Source organism: Vibrio parahaemolyticus, assembly GCF_900460535.1.
In the GTDB taxonomy this organism is placed as follows: Bacteria; Pseudomonadota; Gammaproteobacteria; order Enterobacterales; family Vibrionaceae; genus Vibrio; species Vibrio parahaemolyticus.
This window is the reverse complement of the sequence record NZ_UHIL01000002.1, coordinates 454,974-471,325: the sequence shown is the minus strand read 5'-3', so window position 1 is coordinate 471,325 and position 16,352 is coordinate 454,974. Positions and strand designations below refer to the sequence as shown.

At 46.0% G+C, this 16,352-nt stretch carries 14 protein-coding genes; 7 read left to right on the top strand and 7 right to left on the bottom strand.

What is annotated here, in order from left to right; all coding sequences use genetic code 11:
- Nucleotides 1-12 precede the first annotated feature (12 nt).
- Nucleotides 13-1,644: an ABC transporter ATP-binding protein gene (locus DYB02_RS18975; protein WP_025579470.1), complete on the bottom strand. Its 1,632-nt coding sequence runs from the start codon at nt 1,642-1,644 to the stop codon at nt 13-15.
- A gap of 89 nt (nt 1,645-1,733) precedes the next feature.
- Nucleotides 1,734-2,231: a hypothetical protein gene (locus DYB02_RS18970; protein WP_005499782.1), complete on the bottom strand. Its 498-nt coding sequence runs from the start codon at nt 2,229-2,231 to the stop codon at nt 1,734-1,736.
- A 187-nt stretch (nt 2,232-2,418) separates the two neighbouring features.
- Here DYB02_RS18970 and DYB02_RS18965 point away from each other — a divergent pair, with 187 nt between their 5' ends.
- The gene (locus DYB02_RS18965; protein ID WP_005462897.1) at nt 2,419-4,779 is read left to right on the top strand and encodes a Lon protease family protein; all 2,361 of its coding nucleotides are present in this window, start codon (nt 2,419-2,421) and stop codon (nt 4,777-4,779) included.
- Nucleotides 4,780-5,013: 234 nt separating this feature from the next.
- Nucleotides 5,014-6,642 carry a methyl-accepting chemotaxis protein gene (locus DYB02_RS18960; RefSeq protein WP_017447262.1) on the top strand — a complete coding sequence of 543 codons (1,629 nt, stop codon included), beginning with the start codon at nt 5,014-5,016 and terminating at the stop codon, nt 6,640-6,642.
- Between the two features lie 123 nt (nt 6,643-6,765).
- Here DYB02_RS18960 and DYB02_RS18955 read toward each other — a convergent pair whose 3' ends face one another.
- The gene (locus tag DYB02_RS18955) at nt 6,766-7,500 is read right to left on the bottom strand and encodes a flagellar brake protein (protein WP_005499777.1); all 735 of its coding nucleotides are present in this window, start codon (nt 7,498-7,500) and stop codon (nt 6,766-6,768) included.
- Between the two features lie 150 nt (nt 7,501-7,650).
- On the opposite strand from DYB02_RS18955, the gene DYB02_RS18945 reads away from it, so the two are divergent.
- Complete coding sequence (locus DYB02_RS18945) at nt 7,651-7,926, top strand: GNAT family N-acetyltransferase (RefSeq protein WP_005462904.1); 276 nt, start codon at nt 7,651-7,653, stop codon at nt 7,924-7,926.
- A gap of 2 nt (nt 7,927-7,928) precedes the next feature.
- Nucleotides 7,929-8,903 (top strand): phosphotransferase, encoded by a 975-nt coding sequence (locus DYB02_RS18940; protein ID WP_029805210.1) that lies wholly within the window; start codon nt 7,929-7,931, stop codon nt 8,901-8,903.
- Between the two features lie 46 nt (nt 8,904-8,949).
- Here DYB02_RS18940 and DYB02_RS18935 read toward each other — a convergent pair whose 3' ends face one another.
- A complete protein-coding gene (locus DYB02_RS18935; RefSeq protein WP_029805208.1) occupies nt 8,950-9,450 on the bottom strand; it encodes a GNAT family N-acetyltransferase in 501 nt (166 codons plus the stop codon).
- 395 nt (nt 9,451-9,845) lie between these two features.
- Between DYB02_RS18935 and napG the strand changes: the two genes are divergently transcribed.
- From napG to DYB02_RS18920, 3 genes are all read left to right on the top strand, one after another.
- The gene (gene napG, locus DYB02_RS18930; RefSeq protein ID WP_029805206.1) at nt 9,846-10,616 is read left to right on the top strand and encodes a ferredoxin-type protein NapG; all 771 of its coding nucleotides are present in this window, start codon (nt 9,846-9,848) and stop codon (nt 10,614-10,616) included.
- Complete coding sequence (napH, locus tag DYB02_RS18925) at nt 10,616-11,470, top strand: quinol dehydrogenase ferredoxin subunit NapH (RefSeq protein WP_029805204.1); 855 nt, start codon at nt 10,616-10,618, stop codon at nt 11,468-11,470. The genes napG and napH overlap by 1 nt, the downstream gene beginning before the upstream one ends.
- A 203-nt stretch (nt 11,471-11,673) precedes the next feature.
- Nucleotides 11,674-12,855, top strand: a complete 1,182-nt coding sequence (locus tag DYB02_RS18920; protein ID WP_029805202.1) for an MFS transporter — start codon at nt 11,674-11,676, stop codon at nt 12,853-12,855.
- 82 nt (nt 12,856-12,937) lie between these two features.
- Here the strand turns inward: DYB02_RS18920 and DYB02_RS18915 are convergent, their stop codons facing one another.
- From DYB02_RS18915 to DYB02_RS18905, 3 genes are read right to left on the bottom strand one after another with little or no spacing between them, the layout of a single operon-like run.
- A complete protein-coding gene (locus DYB02_RS18915; RefSeq protein ID WP_005394899.1) occupies nt 12,938-13,777 on the bottom strand; it encodes an energy-coupling factor transporter transmembrane component T family protein in 840 nt (279 codons plus the stop codon).
- Nucleotides 13,774-15,513: an ABC transporter ATP-binding protein gene (locus DYB02_RS18910; protein WP_025592289.1), complete on the bottom strand. Its 1,740-nt coding sequence runs from the start codon at nt 15,511-15,513 to the stop codon at nt 13,774-13,776. The genes DYB02_RS18915 and DYB02_RS18910 overlap by 4 nt, the downstream gene beginning before the upstream one ends.
- Nucleotides 15,514-15,519: 6 nt before the next feature.
- Complete coding sequence (locus tag DYB02_RS18905; protein WP_005375133.1) at nt 15,520-16,068, bottom strand: ECF-type riboflavin transporter substrate-binding protein; 549 nt, start codon at nt 16,066-16,068, stop codon at nt 15,520-15,522.
- Between the last annotated feature and the right edge of the window lie 284 nt (nt 16,069-16,352).

The window sequence follows — 16,352 nt, the reverse complement described above, 5'->3', positions numbered from 1 at the left end:
ACTGTGATGAATCTAAGCAGCATCATTTTGATTTTCATTGTTTTCAAGATCAAATGAGGCATCAATCAGTTTTCTAGTGTACTCACTTTTTGGGTGATGGAAAATCTCTTGTGCGCTTCCTTGCTCCATCACTTCTCCTTTTTGCATCACTAATACGCGATCAGAAAGCGCCTTAACCACTGATAAATCATGGCTTATGAACAAATAACCGATATTGTGTTTTTTCTGCAAGTCTTTGAGAAGATCGATGACAGTGAGTTGCACTGAGCGATCTAAGGCCGAGGTCGGCTCATCAAGCAAGATAAACGACGGTTCCAAAATCAAGGCTCGTGCAATCGCAATACGTTGACGTTGCCCACCGGAAAATTCGTGCGGATAGCGGTTTATAGATGCGGGATCCAAACGTACTTCACGCAGAACATCACGCGCTTTTTGCATGCGTTCTTTCTTGTTTAAATATGGCCGGTGGACGGTTAACCCTTCAGTGATGATTTCCCCGATGGTCATACGTGGTGAAAGCGAACCGTATGGATCTTGGAACACCATTTGTACGTCTTTTTTCAGATCGAACCGCTCTTTATCACTGAGTGAGGCCATGTTTTGACCTTTAAACTCAATTTTTCCGGTAGACGGTAGCAAACCGATCAACGCACGCCCTAACGTGGATTTACCCGAACCGGATTCACCAACTATGCCTAGTGTTTCGCCCTGTTTTAGTTGTAACGAGATGCCTTTTACCGCTTCGAAGTACTCGTTTTTGCTTGCGATAAAGTGAGGCTTCACCAAAAACTTCACACGAATGTCTTCAGCGTTGAGCAATTCCGACGCATTCTCATCAACGGGGGGTTTGCTTCCTTTCGGAATCGAGTTAATCAGCATTTTGGTGTATTCATGCTGAGGATCAGAAAACAAGTGCTCAGTGATGCCTTCTTCAACGACCTCACCTTTGCACATCACCAACACACGATCGGCAAAGTGTTTCACCACGCCTAGGTCATGGGTGATAAATAAAATAGCCATCCCCATTTTTGCTTGAATCTCTTTAATCAGCAGTAGCACTTCCGCCTGAACGGTAACGTCAAGCGCGGTTGTCGGCTCATCGGCAATTAAGATGTCTGGTTCGTTAATTAGCGCCATGGCAATCATGATGCGCTGTAACTGACCACCAGAAAACTCATGTGGATACTTATCATAGGCTTGTTGTGGGTTCGGCAAATGAACCAAATCAAACAGTTCAAGCACACGTTCTTTGGCTTTGCGCTGATTGACGGAGCGATGACACATCATGGCTTCCGCCACTTGAATACCGACCCGCATGTACGGATTCAGTGAAGTCATCGGCTCTTGGAATATCATTCCGATGCGATCGCCGCGAATGCGCTGCATTTGTCGCTCAGTTTTGTCCAGAATGGATTCGCCTTCAAACATGATCGACGAGTCTGGATGGACAATGGCGTTGTCTGGTAGCAGCTTCATTAAAGCGTTGGTGGAAACTGATTTGCCGGAACCAGATTCGCCGACGATAGACAGCGTTTCACCCGCTTGTAGCTCGAAGCTAACATTCTTTACTGCATCGACGATCCCATCGTTTGTCGTAAAGCTGACAGACAAGTTGTTCACCGAAAGAATGGTTTGAGAAGACATCACGTATCCTTGTGTTTGATATCGCAAATAAACCTAGAGCAATGGTGATGGCGCTTAAATCCTGCTGCTTTCCATTGCTCTGGTACTTATTAGTTGTAGAGGTGGGAAGCCACAGCTTCTGCTGAGCTCATCGCCTGTAAATGCAAAAACTGTTCATGGGCGCGAGTGACATGGTCCAGCTCTATCATCCATTGAGCATTGCGCTGCGCAGAGCAAAATGCGGCCATGTGTGCAAGTAAGTCCTCACTTTGCTGGCCGAGTAGGTGGCCAACACGCTCAATCAGCTCATGGCTTTCAAGTTGCAAAAATTGGAACAGCGCATAAGTTTGGTTGAGGGCTGAAAATGCGTCGCGCTGTAATCCCAGTTTGTTGAGGATCTCCGATTGCGCCACGCTCGCATCGCGTAATCCGCTGACCAGACACACAAATTGGCAAGGCTTGGTAAGGTCATTCTCTAGCGCCTTATGGATATGGCTAGGCAAGTGATTGAGCACATCTTCGTATAAGCGATGAGCTTCTGGCCAATGGCCTTGCTCCATCAATTGCTCCGCTTTCAAATAGCGCATCCAGCATTGCTCAATATTCATGTCCATCTCCACAAAAGTTGATTTGCTGAAGATATTAAATGAAATTAATTATCAATTGCAAGTGCGTATTGTTTTCATTTTTATGGTCATAAAGTGTGCGATTAAACCATGGTGTAAGCTAAATCACTTAAAATTAAACAAATAATCTCTACACTCAAGTTACGACAATAAGAAAAAGGAAGCGGATATGGCAATACTAAGATTGGAACCTCAACAGCTGTATTCTGTAGCGGATCTAGAGAATATGCCATGTAAGTCGACCAAGGAACTGCCTCCTATTGACGAAATCGTGGGACAAGAGCGTGCGCAAAAAGCGGTCGAGTTTGCGATGTCAATTAAGGAAAAAGGGTACAACATTTACGCCATCGGTCAGAACGGGCTAGGTAAGCGCACGATGATTCTGCGCTATTTGAATCGTCACCAGCATGACGCCGATGCGTTATTTGACTGGTGTTACGTCGCGAATTTTGAAGATACACGCACGCCTAAAGTGTTAAAGCTCCCTTGTGGAATCGGTAACAAACTGCGTGTTGATATTGAAGCCTTAATGGGGAAATTGCTTAACGCGCTGCCATTAGCTTTTGATAACGAAATGTACTTTAGCCGTGCTGATCGTTTGAAAAACCAGTTGGCAAACAAACAGCAAAATGAATTGGACCGCATTAGTCGTGAAGCAAAAGAGCACGGCATCAGCCTGACGATCACATCGCAAGGCGATTATCAATTTGTCGCCATGAATGGCGATGAGTTGCACACTGAAGAATCTTTTGATGCCTTGAGCAAAAAAGAGCAAGAACAGTTCAGTGACAGCATTGATGCGTTAGAGGTGAGTTTACGTTCCATGGTGCGTGAACTGACCGAGTGGGAGGATACCTACAGCGACAAAATCAAAAAGTTGAATGATGAAGTTACGCTCGACGTGATTACTCACTTCATTAAAAAGCTCAAAGTGGATTATTCGGAATACTCCGAAATCAAAACCTATTTGACGGAGCTGCAAAAAGATATCGTTGAAAACGCGGATATTTTCCTCGATCAAAGTGGTGAACAAGGTGAGATTGCTGCTGCGTCTTTAGATAAAAAGTTGCCTCGTCGCTACAAAGTGAACGTGTTAGTGAGTCGTAACAACAGCGATTTCCCAATCGTGGTGGAAGAGAACCCAAATTACCACTCACTGTTTGGCTCGATTGAAACTGCGACATTCAAAGGAACAGTCTTTACCGACTTCTCATTGATCCGCGCAGGTAGTTTGCACAAAGCCAACGGCGGCGTTCTGTTGATGGACGCGCAAAAAGTGTTGGAGCAGCCGTATGTCTGGGATGGCTTAAAACGTGCGCTGCGCTCTCGCCAACTAAGCTTTACGTCATTAGAAAAAGAGGTGACGTTGACGGGGGCGGTTTCATTAGATCCTGAACCGATCCCGCTTGATATCAAAATCATCTTGTTTGGTGATTACCGAACTTACCAATTACTCCAACATTACGATCCAGAGTTCAGCGAATTGTTCCGTGTGACGGCAGATTTCGAAGACGAAATGAAACGTACGCCGGAGTCTGAGCTGCATTACGCGCGCTTTATCTCTAGCGTGGTGCATGACAACAATATGCTGCATTGCGATCGCAAAGCCATTGCTCGAATCATCGAATACAGCTCACGTTTGTCTGGCGACCAATCCAAGCTATCTCTGCATTCGGCTAATATCGCCAACTTGCTTCGAGAGTCGAACTACGTGGCTCGCCAAGCAAACTCAAACATGATCCGCATTGGCCACGTCGAAGAGGCGATGAAAAATCAGGAGATGCGTGTCAGCCGTTTGCGAGACAGTGTGATGGAGACGTTCTTAAACGGCACTACGTTGATTCTCACTGAAGGTTCGGCGATAGGGCAAGTGAACGCTTTGTCGGTGTTGAGTACCAGCGATTATATGTTTGGTGCGCCTAACCGTATTACTGCCACAACATGCTACGGCGATGGCGACGTTATCGATATTGAACGCAGCGTCGATCTTGGTGGCAGTATCCATTCAAAAGGTGTGATGATCCTATCGGCTTATCTGTCTTCCGTATTCGGCAAAACGGCGCGAGTGCCACTCACGACGACGATTACCTTTGAGCAATCATACGGTGGCGTCGACGGAGACAGCGCGAGCATGGCGGAGTTTTGTGCGGTCGTTTCGGCTTTTTCTAAACAACCAAATCGACAAGATATCGCGATCACGGGGTCAATGAACCAATTTGGTGAAGCGCAGCCGATTGGTGGCGTAAACGAAAAAATCGAAGGTTTCTATGATGTGTGTGTGATCAAAGGTCGTCACTCCGGACAGGGCGTGATCATTCCTCGTTCGAATGTTCATAACTTGATGCTACGCGCTGACATCGTGAAAGCGGTAGAAAAAGGGGAGTTCCATATTTGGGCAATTGACCACGTGACTGAAGCCATTGAACTGTTCACCGGCAAGGTGGCAGGTGAGCCGACGGACGAAGGTTCTTACCCGATTGATACGATTTTTGGCCTTGCTCAAGCGAAGCTCAATTCGCTGAGAAAGTAAGCGATATTTGCTCTGGATGTGAATAAATATCATCACAATTAATCACAACTTGTAATAACGACAATATCCCGACACTAGTGTCGGGATATTGTCAATAACAGATTGAAAATGGGGACTTTTTGTACTAGACAAAAGTGTGATCGACCTCTAATATTCGCCACTTGTTTATTCGTCCGGGAACAATCCCGTCGCATGGAAGCAAGTAGGCATCACGCATATAACTGAGGTCCAGTCATGCAGCTATCACTGAAAAACTTGTCAGTACGAACCCAAATTTTGGTTCCGGTATTATTTACCGCTATTGTTTTGTTTATTGCTCTGTGGATTACTAAAAACAATCTTCAAGCGGAGCAAGACGTTATTGCTTCTAACCAAGAGTCTTTGGTTTTCCATAAAGACACTTTGGCGCGTATCGACGATCAAATTTACCCATTGCGCATCAGCGCGGTTTACGCAATTTACGATGCTTCTCGTCGTGAAACGTTCCTAAATGAGCTAAAAGCAGGCTTGAAACAAGTTGAAGCGGATCTAAGTGCGATCGAAGCGCGCAACCTGTTTCGTGAAGATGCGATTGAAGTGCGTAAAGCGATTGAAGCGTATGTGCAGTACTCACAGCGCTCTGTAGCGTTTTTCAACCAATACGATCAAGGTCTGAAATCAGACAACGAATACCGTGCATTTATTTCTGAGTACCGCCGTGTTGGTAATGAAATGGTGCAAGGCATCAACACTTTGTCTAAACACGTGAACGATCAAGCGGTTGAATCAACAGCAAAAAGTAACGCACAAAACGAGCGTGTTCAAACCAATGCGATGCTGACGGTTCTTGCTGTATTTGTGTTCTCGCTTATTGGCGCATGGTTCCTATCTGGCATGATTGTTACACCAATCCAAAAGCTGCAACGTGTGATGCGTGAACTGGCGGCTGGTAACCTTTCTGTCCGTGCGGATGTCGAAGGCGACAACGAGATTGCTCAGCTAAGCAAAGACGTTAACCAAACCGCGTCTCAACTTTACAGCATCGTTGATCAGTTAACTCGAATCAGTGAAGAAGTGGCGTCTGCATCAACAGAACTTGCTGCAGTAATGACGCAAGCAGAAGCGAACGCTCAACAAGAATTGGCAGAAATCGAACAAGTTGCTTCTGCGGTAAATGAGCTAGCAAGCACTGCAAACAACGTAAGTGACAATGCGACCTCTGCTGATGCGACAGCACGCGAAGCGGACGGTCTAGCTCAATCTGGTTTGGCTATCTTCCAAGAAAGTGCGGAAGCAAGTGCGCAAATGTCTCAAGCATTGAACGATGCCGCGCAAGTTGTACTGCGTCTAAAAGAGCAATCAGTACAGATCAACGATGTTATCGAAGTGATTCGCGGTGTATCTGAACAAACGAACTTGTTGGCGTTGAACGCAGCGATTGAAGCTGCACGTGCTGGTGAATCTGGTCGTGGTTTTGCGGTAGTAGCGGATGAAGTTCGTATGCTAGCGGCGCGTACTCAAGATTCAACGCAAGAAATCTCAACAATCATTGAAGAGCTACAAGCGCAATCTGGCCTTGCTAACGACAGCATGCAGGTTAGTCTAGAAATGTTAACTCGTAACAACGAGCTGACTCAGCAAGCGAACGATGCGTTGATCGGTATTACGGAATCTGTTGCGAACATCAACGATTCAAACACACAAGTAGCGACAGCTGCGGAAGAGCAATCTCAAGTCACTCAAGACATCAACCGCAACGTGGTTAACATGTCTGAACTTGTGAACCAAAATGTAGCGGGCATCAGCCAAAGCGCAAGCGCAAGTAGCGAGCTATCACTACTGGCTGAAAAGCAAAAAGAACAGTTGAGCTTCTTTAAGCTGTAAGCTTTTGCTTTACGTTTTTAAATATGGTCTCAGCAAAAAGGCACCCTCGGGTGCCTTTTTAATGCTCGTTTTTCAAGAACGAATACGTGCTCTAGCAACTTCATGGCTCTAGGCCGTTCGAATTTATTTCAACTTCAGCTTGGTGCCGTCGAATTTGAGATGGCTCAGCAGACTCTTGGCGTTAGTTTTGCCTACCTCATCAAACTCCATTCCGTAGCGGGCATAGTGAGTCGATTTTTGAAGGTTGCAAATACGACCATTCAGTGGCGCTAACATGCGACCATCACTAGGCATGGTGAGGTCTAGAGTGATACGGTCGCCAACTTGTAAAGGTCGGCTCATTGGCGATGTCACAAAACGACAGCCGCTGCGAGACAGGTCTCTGATCTCACACTCACTTCGATATTCATCCAAGCGGACTCGCGCTTTCAAATTCACCTCATAACGCACTTCTTTACGAAGTTGGAATACCTGCATTGTATTGGGAAGGTTAAGCACTAAAATGGGATAAGGGTCGCCCAAGCGATGTTGAAGCTGAGCCCTAAAAGGGATGACTGCGCCTTCGCCACGATGAGAATACGCTTTTACGTTTATCCAAAAGCCTTCTTGAAAATAGAATTTCAAATCTTCATCGGAAATATTCGGAACTTCGATCAATGCCGTATTGTTAGAGTGGCAGCCGACAAACGTACTGGTGGTGATGAACTTCGTTCCAACAGGCGTGGTCACATTGAGAGTGACTTCACTACCATGCTCAACCATCGCCATTGCATCGGTGCTGTTTAATGTGGTGGCCTGACGTTCTGGTGCTCTCTTACTCTGCAGAGGTAGATTGCCGTCTCTGGCACTGGTTATCATATTTCTCATTCTTATTGTCGTACCTGATTTGAGAAGAGGTGACTGCTATGAAATTTAGCACTAAACGACTGGGTGTCTTTGCGTGGTAATGATTTTATTCAGTGATATAGTTTGATTCAATAAATCCGTAACAAAATTAGAGAAGAAGATATGCATAAAGTGATTCACGACACTGAAAGTGGCCTCTTTTGGGTTGATTTAGAGCAAGACTTCAAAGCAAAAGTGGTCTACGAGTTGAAAAATGATGTGATGCACATAACATCGACGGTCGTACCAGAAGAGCTGCGCGGCAAAGGTTATGGCAAAGTAATGATGGAAGCGGTACTCCCAGAAATTGAAGCACTGGGTTATAAAATCGAACCGGTTTGCCCGTATGTGGCGCATTACATCAACCGTAACCAAGCTTGGTCGCATCTTCTTGCTTGAGTATGAATGATCACCACCTTTTGTATCAAAATATCAGCCAGGATCTTGATCTCGGTGAATTGCTGTCGAGCGAAGTAATCCAGTCACTTTGGGGCGGTTACGGAGAATTGGTTCGGCTGATATTCGCTAAACGCTCTGTCATTGTAAAACACGTCAAATTGCCTAAACCTTCTGAACACCCTAGAGGCTGGAATACAGACCGTTCTCACCAAAGAAAGCTGCACTCTTATCAGGTTGAAGTCAGTTGGTACGCGCATTTTTCCGGAGTCATGGACTCGCACTGTCGAGTACCACAAGGCTTAAAAACGTTTCAGTCGGAGAATGAATGGCTCATTGTGATGGAAGATCTCGCCGAGGCGGGTTTTCCAAAAATCATCACCGATGCAAAGCTAGAACATCTACGAGCCTGCCTTACTTGGTTGGCGAATTTTCATGCGCGCTACATCGGTGTTTGCTCGGATAAGCTGTGGCATACCGGCACGTACTGGCACTTGGCAACCAGACCCGATGAGCTTGAGGCATTGCAAGACACCGAGCTAAAAAATGCCGCTCAATTGATTGATCAAACGCTTTCGCAAGCCAAGTTCAAGACGCTTGTACACGGTGATGCCAAATTGGCGAACTTCTGTTTTGAGCAAGATGAATTGAGCGTTGCTGCGGTCGACTTTCAATACGTCGGACATGGCTGTGCGATGAAAGATGTGGCACTGTTTATGAGTAGCGCCGTCAAGCCAGAACGTTGTGCAGAGATGGAAGTTTGGGTCTTGGATACGTATTTCGCTCAGTTGCAACAGGCGTTAATGGTTTATCAGTCGAATCTCGACCCCGATGAAGTCGAGCGTGAATGGCGTCCTTTGTTTGCGGTCGCGTGGGCTGACTTTCAGCGCTTTGTGAAAGGTTGGAGTCCTGACCACTGGAAGATCAATCCCTACACAGAAGCATTGACTCGCAGAGCGTTGGCTTACTTACGAAAGTGAGTCGAAGTTTAAAAAGAAAAGCCTCCAACTAGTAGGAGGCTTTTCTTTATTTTTTACTTGGTCTGATACGTGCCATGTAATAGGTATTGATGAACTCGCCATCTCGGAATGAGGCATCAATCGCCTCTCCTTCAATTTCAAAACCATGCTTTTTGTACAGGCCAATCGCGGCCTCGTTATCGGCATTTACTTCTATTTGAATTCTTCTCACGTTTAGCCAGTTATCCGCCAGTTCAGTCACTGTCTCAATTAACTTACTTCCCACGCCTAGACCGTGAAACTGATCGTGAACGCCAATACCAAACGCGGCCGTGTGCGCCGTTCTTGGGCGCTGCGAGTGATGAAAGCCAATGTTACCCACTACTTTACCATCGATTTCAGCGACGTAGCTGTAAACACCAGCGGGCATATTTGACAATCGTTCTACCCACATTGCGAGCGAAGGTTTTGGGAGTTGCAGGGTTTCACGTTGTGCTTTTGGTTGTGAATAGATTTCTACGAGTGCCGCTGCGTCTTCAACAGTCGTTGGACGTACGATAATTTCCATGCTTCTCTCCTTCGCTTTTTAGTATTAATTTTCAATCTAACCACAGTTCCTTATTTTGGATAGTATTTTTTGAAGTTTGAGAGATAAACACCTTTTAAATTAGGTTGTTATAGCTATATTTCTCTAAATTTTAGTAGTCATTTATCTTCGAATTTAGCGAATAGATTGCAAAGGTGTTGAATTATTGTACTGAAAATGGCGTGCACGGCAGAGTATCGTGGTGAATTTCATGTTGGAGGAAATAAATGGAATTATTCAAACTGTGACGACGGCACTGTACATCAGTTGACTTGAATCAACTGAGGGTGGAGTTACCTCTTATGAGGTATGGGGAAGAGGTACGTTTAGCGCTATTTATGCTTAACTTGATAAAGGAGTTTCGTTGAGGAAATAGCATGAAATCCTCTCAGTCTAAAACATCGCAAAGTCGGCGCCGATTTTTGCGTGATACGGTCCGAACTGCGGCAGGCGTTGGCGTAGCGGCGTGTGTGTTGGGCTTACAATCGCTGCAAAGCCAAGCTCGAGAAACCAAAGGTGTGCCTATTCGCCCACCCGGTGCTTTGCCAGAAGGCGATTTCGAATCAGCCTGTATTCGATGTGGCTTGTGTGTTCAAGCATGCCCTTACGACACATTGAAACTCGCGACATTACTTTCTCCTGTAGCCACTGGTTCTCCTTACTTTACTGCGCGCGATATTCCCTGCGAAATGTGCGAAGACATTCCTTGTGTGGTGGCTTGCCCGAGTGGGGCGCTGGATCCGAAGTTAACCGATATTGATGATGCTCGAATGGGTACAGCGGTTCTTATTGACCATGAAACTTGCCTCAACTGGCAAGGGCTACGATGCGACGTTTGCTATCGCGTTTGTCCGCTGATTGATGAAGCCATCACATTAGAGATGGTTCACAACGACCGAACCGGTTATCACGCCAAACTTATCCCTACAGTGAATTCCGAAGTGTGTACCGGATGCGGTAAGTGCGAACAAGCGTGCGTGTTGGATGTCGCTGCTATTAAAGTTGTCCCGACGGATTTGGCAAAAGGCAAAGTGGGCAGCCATTACAATTTTGGTTGGAAAGAGATCGACAAACCACTCGAAAATACCCTCCCCAGTGAGACGCCTGTACCGGAAGGTGCGCTTGAATCGCTAAAAGGAGGTGAGTAATGGCAAAGAACTTAGCTCAAAATGCTGGCAAAGAGGCGATTGAAAAGCTTGGTTGGTGGCGCGCGCATCGGTTTCTGGTTTTACGTCGGCTATGTCAGCTCACCATCATTGCGCTGTTTATGGCTGGGCCGACATTAGGGGTTCTAACCGGTAACCTCTCATCGAGTATGTTGTTCGACACGGTCCCTTTAAGTGACCCGTTAATTGTGCTTCAAGCTTTGGCGACAGGGCATATCCCGGAGTTTAATGCGTTGTTAGGCGTAGTGATTGTCGTGGTGTTCTACGCGATTTTAGCACCGCGCGCATTTTGTGCTTGGGTATGCCCGTTGAACATCGTGACGGACTTAGCGGCGTGGCTGCGCCGAAAGTTCAACATTAAAGCGAGCTATCGTTGGTCTCCTGCGATTCGCTATTGGCTGATCCCTGTTTTGATGTTGGGCAGTGCGCTGTCTGGCGCGATTCTTTGGACATGGTTAGATCCAGTGGCGGCACTGCATCGCGGATTGGTGTTTGGTATGGGCACAGGTTGGGTGCTGATCGCACTGGTGTTCGTACTGGATTTACTCTTAGTTGAGCATGGGTGGTGTGGGCACTTATGTCCACTGGGTGCAACCTATGGCGTGATAGGCCGAAAAAGCCTGTTGCGTGTTACCGCTGTCCGCCGCGAAGATTGCACGAAATGCATGGATTGCTTTTACGTTTGCCCAGAGCCAGAAGTGCTTCGGCAGCCTTTGAAAGAGGGAGATCGTCGAGTTATGGATCAAAACTGCATAAGTTGTGGCCGCTGTTTGGATGTTTGTCCAGAACATGTGTTTGAGTTCAAAAATCGCCTTAATGTGAAAAACATCGACTAAGTCGATAAGTCACTTATCAACCTTTTTCTTGCCTTTTACACATCGCGCTCACTTTCATCATTGGGCGCGATGTTTTCTGTATTGGTCATATCCTCAGTGCACTTAGAATCGCAACAGTGCGTATGTGACCATAAATAATAATGATATTGCGAATTTGTTACATTTAAAGCTATGATGATGACTTCATATCTAAAGGATGCATCATGAATACCTCTTCTCACGGCTGGAGAACGCCGCAAAATTTCCTTCTGTTGATCTCGATTATTGTGCCCATTGCCTTTTCTACCTGGATGGCTTTGCTGAATAACTTTGTTATTGAAAAAGCGAACTTTGATGGGGCGGACATTGGCTTATTACAAAGCGTGCGTGAAATACCGGGCTTTTTAGCCTTTACCGCCGTGTTTCTGTTGTTGTTTATCCGCGAACAACGATTCATGTTGGTGTCATTAGCGATGCTAACACTTGGTACAGCATTAACAGGTTACTTTCCCACTTTGTACGGTTTACTTTTTACGACCTTGTTGATGTCCACTGGTTTTCACTACTTTGAAACATTGAAGCAGTCCCTGTCTTTGCAATGGCTATCGAAAGAAGAAGCGCCAGAAATGCTAGGCAAGTTTATCTCGGTCGGCGCGCTGGCTTCTCTGTTTACCTACGGCGCGATTTGGATTTTGCTAGAGCAGCTTAAATTTGATTTCAAAACCGTGTATTTGCTGGCGGGTGGCGTTGGCTTTGTGTTGATCATCGTGATGGCACTGGCGTTTCCTCAGTTCAAAACGGCTGTGCCACAAAATAAGAAACTCGTACTCCGTAAACGCTATTGGTTGTATTACGCGCTCACTTTTATGAGTGGTGCGCGTCGACAGATTTTCACCGTATTTGCGGGTTTCTTGATGGTAGAGAAGTTTGGCTACTCTGCCGCAGACATTACCTTACTGTTTTTGATCAACTACCTGTTTAACTTTTTATTTGCCAAGCGCATTGGCCGTTTCATCGGTGTTGTCGGTGAGCGTAAGGCATTAACGTTTGAATACGTCGGTTTGATTTTCGTCTTTGTGGGATATGGTTTGGTGCAAACGGCGGAATGGGCTGCGGCGCTGTATGTTGTCGACCACTTGTTCTTTGCGTTTGCCTTGGCGATTAAAACGTACTTCCAGAAGATTGCTGATCCGGCCGATATGGCATCGACCGCTGGCGTTGCGTTTACCATCAACCACATCGCAGCGGTGGTGATTCCCGTTACATTCGGGATGATTTGGTTAGTGTCGCCTTCTAGCGTTTTCTACATCGGAGCGGGTATGGCCGCCGTTAGCTTGTTGTTGTCACTCAATATTCCAGCGAAGCCGGAAGAGGGGAACGAAACGCGATTGTTGAGGTGGAGTTAGTGCTCACTACTCAAAAGACTAAGCCATAATCTGGATAGAAAAATGGGATGCATCGGCATCCCATTTTTATGATTATCTCGCATTAAAACGGATACCAGAACAGTTGCGTGTCCATAACACGCTTGCTGATAGCAGCAATCACTATCACCGCAATCCCCGCCATGCAGATCATATCGGCTTTGGTCAGGGGTTTTAGGCTGTACCAGGTGCGAGATGAGTGACGGCCGAAGCCACGCAACGTCATCGCGTTTGAGATTTGGTCGGCTCTGTCCAAACTAGAGAAAATCAGAGGGCCAAGAATCTTCGCCACGTTCTTCATACGAGTGAACAACGGAGCCTTCTTACTCAGTTCTACTCCGCGTGCTTGTTGCGCGTGCATGATGTTAACAAAGTCCTTTTTCACTTCCGGCAAGTAGCGCAGCGTTAAGCTCACGGCATAGGCGATTTTGTAAGGCACACCTAAGCGGTTCAAGCTGGCTGAAAACTCCGTCGGGTGAGTGGTAAATACAAACACCAACGCGATTGGGAACATGCTGAAGTATTTCAATGTCACTGTTACTAAGTAAAACAACGTCTCTTGAGTGAGTGAGTAATTACCGGGTAACGAGAGTAAAACCGTTGATGAGCCCATGAACTCAGTACCTTGTTGCGGCGCTAACGCAAACATAAACAGGGCATTGATCAGCAATACTGTACCTGTACCCAGTAAAAGCGGTTTGTAGACATGAAATGGCACTTTGGTCATTTTCAATAAGCCTAAACCAAGCACGATCAACAGAGCGATGATTCGCAAGTCAAATGTGGTCAACACCACCGTTACCCAAGCAATGAAAAGCAAGAACTTAGTAATGCCATTCAACTTATGAAGTGGCGATTGGGTATCGATGTAGTTGATACCAAACTTCATCTTATTGTCTTTCATGCCACTGCTTTCTCTGGTTGGTTTACTTCGCCGCTTTTTTGTTGGCGGTGCGCTTTTTCTACATTGATAAAATGCTGCATAAAGCCATTGGTATCTTCGATGCCAACTTTCGTAGCCAACTCAAACAGACTTGTTGTGGTGAGGTTTGCTTGGTCTAGTAGCTCTGGACTGCTGAATACCTGCGTCATTAGTGCATCCGCGACTAATTTACTGTCTGCAATTACGATAGAGCGCGTAGTGTATTCCAGCACTAAATGCATGTCATGAGAGATGATCATCACGGTTACGCCCAACTCGCGATTGAGCTTTTCGATGAAACTCAGCATAGATGTGTAGTTCCGATAGTCCTGACCTGCCGTCGGTTCATCAAGGATCAGAAGCTCTGGTTCCAAGACCAAAATTGACGCAATGGTTACGCGCTTTTTCTGGCCGTAGCTCAATGCTTCGATTGGCCAGTGACGGTATTTGCTCAAACCGCACAGCTCAAGGACTTCAAGTACTTTAGCTTCGATTTGTTTCTCTTCAATGCCACGATTACGGAGGCCGAAGGCCACCTCGTCGAAAATCATGTGATGGGAAATCATGTGATTCGGGTTTTGCATCACCACGCCCACTTTCTGGCTGCGCTCGAAGATGGTCAGCTCGTTTAGATCTTGACCATTCATGCTCATTGAGCCGCTATCCGCTTCAATAACGCCCATAATCAGTTTGGTGATGGTCGATTTACCCGAGCCATTTTTGCCAAGTACAGAGACAAACTCGCCACGCTTGATGTCAAAACTCACGTCTTCTAGCGCGTTTTTCTCACCGTCGTAAGAATAGGTGAGGCCACGGACTTCAAGCAAAGTCTCGGCTGGCGTTTTAGGTGGTTGTGCTGTTGAACTATCAAACCATGCTTGTACTGCTGGTTTATATTGCTCCAACGGTAAGGTAGTTAAGCTAGAAGGTTTTGCATCGCCCTCAATCGCGCAGCCTGCTTCTTTCAGAGCCGAAATATAAAGCGGTTCGCGGATGCCGTAATCTTCTAGCAGAGGCGACGCTAAAATTTCATCTGGCGTTGTATCGGCAATGATTTCGCCGCTTTCCATCAAGATAATACGGTCAACTGAGCGATGCAGAACGTCCTCAAGACGATGCTCAATGATTACGATGGTTTTGCCCGTTTCACGGTGTAGATCATCGATGATCTCGATGGTTTTTTTACCCGTTTTAGGGTCAAGCGCAGCTAGTGGTTCATCAAACAAAAGGATATCGACGTCATCGACGAGAATGCCCGCCAAAGAAACACGCTGTTTCTGCCCGCCAGATAAATCGTGGGGAGAGCGATCTAACATCTGTTCCAAGTCGACCATTTTGGCCGTGGCTTTGACCAATGGGTACATGTCGATGTTAGAAGTTAGCTGGTTTTCCAGCGCAAATGCGATGTCTTCGCCAATGCTCAAGCCGACAAATTGGCTGTCCGTATCTTGCAGTACGGTGCCAACTTGCTGAGTGTATTGGTGCATGTCGAAAGGGGCGGTGTCTTGACCATTGATGGTCAATGTTCCACTGGTTTCCCCTTTGATTGCGTGTGGGATCAGTCCGTTAAGACATTGCCCAAGGGTAGATTTACCACTACCACTTGGACCAATAATGACGATTTTCTCTCCTTTCTCTATCCTTAGATTGATATTTTTTAGCGTCGGTTTGTCCAGCGACTCATATCTAAAAGAGAAGTTAGAAAATTCGATTGTCATTCGACATTAAGCCTCTGTTAAGTTACGGCTTTGCTTGTTACGTTTAGCGACAGACTTAAGAATGAAGAAGCCAACAATAGCAATAAGAATGGTGTTACCGATCGCGATAATAGAAAGCTGGGTAAACACTTTAGTGAACGGTTCTGCGTACAAAATCGTGTCGAGGAATGCAGAGCAACCGTAACCAAATACGTTGCCTAATAGTGCAAGTACCACGAATAACGCGAAGTCTTTCATATTGAAATCACCTTTCTCCAAACGGTAGCGCGTTAGAGAAGGGAATAGACCGATAATCAAACCAACAATACCTGAACCAAGTACCCAAGTGAGCCATACGCCCCAACCTGCAAATAGGTCGGTGACCCAGTGGCCAATAAAACCAACCAAAAAGCCAACAAGTGGGCCAAATAGTACTGAGAACAATGCTAATACTGCCATTGCTGGTTTTAGCGTTGTGTTTGCAAACACAGGGATGCCAAACATAGGTAAGCCACCGATGCCGTAAAGAGCAGCACCAATTGCAATAACCACAACGGTTTTAGCAGAAAGATTCATAGATAACCTCAGTTCAATTGTCGATTTTAAAGAACGTTCATTTATATTGTTGGAAAGCATTGGTTATTTGATTGTGTAACATATATCCAAAACAACCAAGCTGCTTATTGTTTGCTCTATTTTTCTTCAGGAAATGTGTGATTTGATTCACGTATCCCTTTGACTGGCTTTGTTTTTTAGCAAGCATTAAAAATAAGGCGCGCATTATACAGAATATTGATAAAAGTGGGAATGCTATCTGTCTGGATGGCTAGAATGAAATCGGAGGCTGATTGTCAGCCCCC